5 protein-coding genes are annotated in these 3,859 nt (G+C 37.5%); 1 reads left to right on the forward strand and 4 read right to left on the reverse strand.

What is annotated here, in order from left to right; translation table 11 throughout:
* Positions 1–39 precede the first annotated feature (39 nt).
* The 4 genes from AC1DND_RS22295 to AC1DND_RS22310 form a co-directional block, all read right to left on the reverse strand.
* Entirely contained in the window at positions 40–1,074 is a 1,035-nt protein-coding gene (locus AC1DND_RS22295; protein WP_477584799.1) for an SDR family NAD(P)-dependent oxidoreductase, read from the reverse strand.
* A 1-nt stretch (position 1,075) separates the two neighbouring features.
* Positions 1,076–1,741 carry a DUF6134 family protein gene (locus tag AC1DND_RS22300; protein ID WP_477584800.1) on the reverse strand — a complete coding sequence of 222 codons (666 nt, stop codon included), beginning with the start codon at positions 1,739–1,741 and terminating at the stop codon, positions 1,076–1,078.
* A 114-nt stretch (positions 1,742–1,855) separates the two neighbouring features.
* Positions 1,856–2,128: an isoleucyl-tRNA synthetase gene (locus AC1DND_RS22305; RefSeq protein WP_477584801.1), complete on the reverse strand. Its 273-nt coding sequence runs from the start codon at positions 2,126–2,128 to the stop codon at positions 1,856–1,858.
* The gene (locus tag AC1DND_RS22310) at positions 2,125–2,313 is read right to left on the reverse strand and encodes a hypothetical protein (protein ID WP_131031924.1); all 189 of its coding nucleotides are present in this window, start codon (positions 2,311–2,313) and stop codon (positions 2,125–2,127) included. Before AC1DND_RS22310 ends, AC1DND_RS22305 begins: the two co-directional genes overlap by 4 nt.
* 84 nt (positions 2,314–2,397) lie before the next feature.
* On the opposite strand from AC1DND_RS22310, the gene AC1DND_RS22315 reads away from it, so the two are divergent.
* Positions 2,398–3,859, forward strand: a 1,462-nt coding sequence (locus AC1DND_RS22315) for a class I tRNA ligase family protein (RefSeq protein ID WP_477584802.1), incomplete at its 3' end; no start/stop codon positions are given.

Raw genomic sequence — 3,859 nt, forward strand, 5'->3', positions numbered from 1 at the left:
CATTTAAGCTAGTCCTTCGACAGGCTCAGGATGACAATTTTATATTTTTAGCCCAGCTTTAGTCTTCGTCATTTGTAACTGAAAGTGATTAATGGTTTTTCCTAAACCTATTGCAAAAGGTGTTATCCGATAATTTAGTTCGGCAATGGCTTTATTGCTCGAATATTGTTGATTACATTTTAACCTATCGGCAAACGCTGGCAGAAAAAATGGGGTAAGGTTAAAAAGTTTTGATTTTAAAGACTCCAGCAAACTGTAAGCTTTAATAATGCCTACCGGGATTTTATACAAACTTCTTTTTTTACCAGTGATCTGCCTTAGTGTGCCGAAAAAACTATTAAAAGAAATATCAACTCCACCCAAAATATAGCGCTCGCCATTCCTGCCATTCTGCATGGCGGCAATATGCCCATCTACCACATCGTCTACAAAAGCATAGTTGGCAATTGCTTTTCCATCGCCCGGAATAAAATGCCATGTACCATTTATATAACCTGTAACCATTTTAGTCACTGTATTACTATCTGTTATTGGTCCATCGCCATATACTCTTGATGGGTTTACAATTACCACTTCCAATCCCTTTTTTACAAATTCTTTCACCTCTAATTCAGCGAGGTATTTTGTGCGTTCATAGCTGATCGGGAAGCCAACTGCCCTTGGGTCGTTTTCTGAAACCGGCAGATTTAGTGTTGGTCCCCATACCCCGCAAGTTGAGGTATGCACAACTTTTTCTACACCCAATTTTAATGCACAGCTGAGCACATTTCTTGTTCCAATTACATTCACATCGTAAAAATCCTGCTCATTCCGGCACCACATTTTGGCCATGGCTGCAGTATGGTAAACCTGATAACAATCTTTCATGGCATTTTCTAAACTTTCAGGATCCAAAACATCTCCTTTTACAAACTGGATATTTCGGTGCTGAATAAGAAAGGGATGCTTAACATTTCTGCAAAGTGCCACTACATCGTAGCCCATCTCTGCAAGGGTAAAGCTTAACTTCCGGCCGATAAAGCCTGATGCACCCGTAACCAAAACCCTCAGGTACTTATTTGCAACTGTTTCCATACTAAACCCTTTCCATTCTAATGGTGTACAGGGAGTGATTTACAACAACCAGTTTACATATTCCGTTTTCGAAATGGTAATCGTTATAATTCCCATCGGGAAGATTGATCCGGTACTGATGTGCCCCGTTTTTCTGAATGGGAATAAAACACTGAAAGTTGTCAGAATAAATTTCGGGGATATTAACAGGCTCTTTGGTATAGAGTAGCATCATATTATAACTGATGGGCTGATTTATTGTACTGGTTTTGTCGCCTGTTTTAAGCTGATAAACATTATTTATCCAACTTGTTTTCTTAGCCTCTTTTGCATTGCCATTTACTACCCGATTTACATTTGAGCTAAGGAGTTTGCCATTTTTAAAATGTGCTACATCCTCTGTTTCCACATCAATTTTAAAAACGAAACGGGTTTGTACCTTCGAAGTTATTTTGAGATAAACATTATCACCATCGTCTTTCTGTTGGAAATACATCTGGCCGATTACTTCGCCATTACGCTTGATGTTAAATTTACTTTGCTGAGCAAAAACCGATGAAAGTGAACAGATAAGAAAGACCAGCGAAGCAGCGCTTTTTGGATTGATTGGTTTTTTGGAAGAAAATGTTTTATAGGTTTTTGGAGCAAAATATTTCTTGCAGAGCCAAATAATTAATGCAGGAATCATAGTTATCTCTATTTGTTATTTAGAGCTAATACAACTCACAAGAAATTTACCCCTACGTGGATTTTATTTTTTTCATAGCCTTGGGTTTAAACCCAAAGGCTATGAGGGTAAGGTTTATTCAGCTGCAGGCTTTTTATCCTCTTCATCTACCGAAACTTCGACCGTTGGATCGGTAATGATTTCGGCATTGCCATCATTATCTTTTTTGGCGAATAAAATTGGATATAACAACCATAATGCACCAATGATGATGAGTACGCCAGCCAGCATTTGTAAATAGATACTTCCTTTTACCTCATTTGCATCTAAAATTTTATAGGCGATAAAAGAAAGTACGCCAGCTATGAGGATGAAAACGGCTTTTTGCAATTTTAAGAGCTTAATCATGGGTTCTTTCTTTTTAGTGTTACAATATGGATTAAAACAAAAATAAGCCCGATTAGTTCGAGCAAGCCACAGAAATAAAAAGCATAAAGTACAAAATCCCGGTCTGAAGGGTTTATTACCGCAACAATTGGCAAGGCAATTACGGCAACAATCATCAATGTAAGCCCGATATTAAATAATTTCACATTAAAAGTATTTACATCAAAACTACCAAAATTCAGTCAATTCTGTTAACTTTGCAACCTTTAATTTTTTGAGGTACTTGATTGATGTATAGCGAATTTAAACAATTGGAACTTGCCAAAATAGGGCAAGAAATACTGGATTTTTGGAAAAAGGAAAATATCTTTGAAAAAAGTATTTCTTCCCGCCCGAAATCTAATCCGTTTACTTTTTACGAAGGTCCACCGTCTGCCAATGGCATGCCGGGGATTCACCACGTAATGGCGCGTGCAATTAAGGATATTTTTTGCCGTTATAAAACAATTAAGGGTTATCAGGTTAAAAGAAAAGCTGGCTGGGATACACATGGTCTACCTGTTGAGCTTGGAACTGAAAAGGAATTAGGGATTACTAAAGAGGATATTGGTAAAACTATTTCCATCGAAGACTATAACGAAGCTTGTAAAAAAACAGTAATGCGCTACACTGATGTGTGGAACGACCTGACCGAAAAAATGGGCTATTGGGTAGATATGGATGATCCATACATTACCTATAAGTCGAAATACATGGAATCGGTGTGGTGGCTTTTGAAGCAGATTTACGATAAAGGATTAATCTATAAAGGTTATACTATCCAACCTTATTCTCCAAAAGCCGGGACAGGATTGAGTTCGCATGAGGTAAATCAGCCTGGCGCTTACCGAGATGTTACAGACACAACGATTGTTGCTCAATTTAAGGCGATAGCAAATACGTTACCTCCGTTTTTACAAGCATTTGGAGATATTTACCTGATGGCCTGGACTACTACTCCGTGGACTTTACCATCAAACACGGCTTTAACAGTTGGACCAAAAATCGACTATGTTCTGGTCAAAACTTTCAACCAATATACCTTTTTGCCAACAAATGTGATTTTGGCAAAAAACCTGGTTGGCAAGCAGTTTAGTAAAATTTTCTTTGAAAGCAATGAAGTTGAAGATTTTACAAATTTTAAAGCTGGCGATAAAAAAATCCCTTATCAAATACTTGCCGAATGCAAAGGAAGTGAGCTGGTTGGCATTAGATATGAACAACTGTTAACTTACGCATTGCCATACCAAAATCCCGAAAATGCGTTTAGAGTAATTTCCGGAGATTTCGTAACTACTGAAGATGGTACCGGTATTGTTCATACTGCCCCTACTTTTGGCGCGGATGATGCTAAAGTAGCTAAAGAAGCCATTCCGGAAGTACCACCAATGTTGGTATTAGATGAGAATGACACCCCCGTTCCATTAGTAGATTTACAGGGTAAATTCACTAAACATGTTGGTCCTTTTGCAGGCAAATATGTAAAGAACGAATATTACAATGCTGGCGAAGCACCTGAAAAATCGGTTGATGTAGAAATTGCTATTTTATTAAAAGAAGAAAATAAAGCTTTTAAAGTAGAAAAATATGTTCACAGTTATCCACACAGCTGGAGAACTGATGAGCCACTTTTATATTACCCTTTAGATTCATGGTTTATTAAAGTTACAGATGTTAAAGACAGAATGTTCGACCTTAATGAAACCATTAACT

The organism is Pedobacter sp. 01N416, assembly GCF_056399685.1.

Excerpts from the sequence above, each read along its gene's own strand:
- AC1DND_RS22300 (WP_477584800.1), bottom strand. The coding sequence starts at position 1,741 with ATGATTCCTGCATTAATTATTTGGCTCTGCAAGAAATATTTTGCTCCA.
- AC1DND_RS22305 (WP_477584801.1), bottom strand. The coding sequence starts at position 2,128 with ATGATTAAGCTCTTAAAATTGCAAAAAGCCGTTTTCATCCTCATAGCT.
- AC1DND_RS22295 (WP_477584799.1), bottom strand. The coding sequence starts at position 1,074 with ATGGAAACAGTTGCAAATAAGTACCTGAGGGTTTTGGTTACGGGTGCA.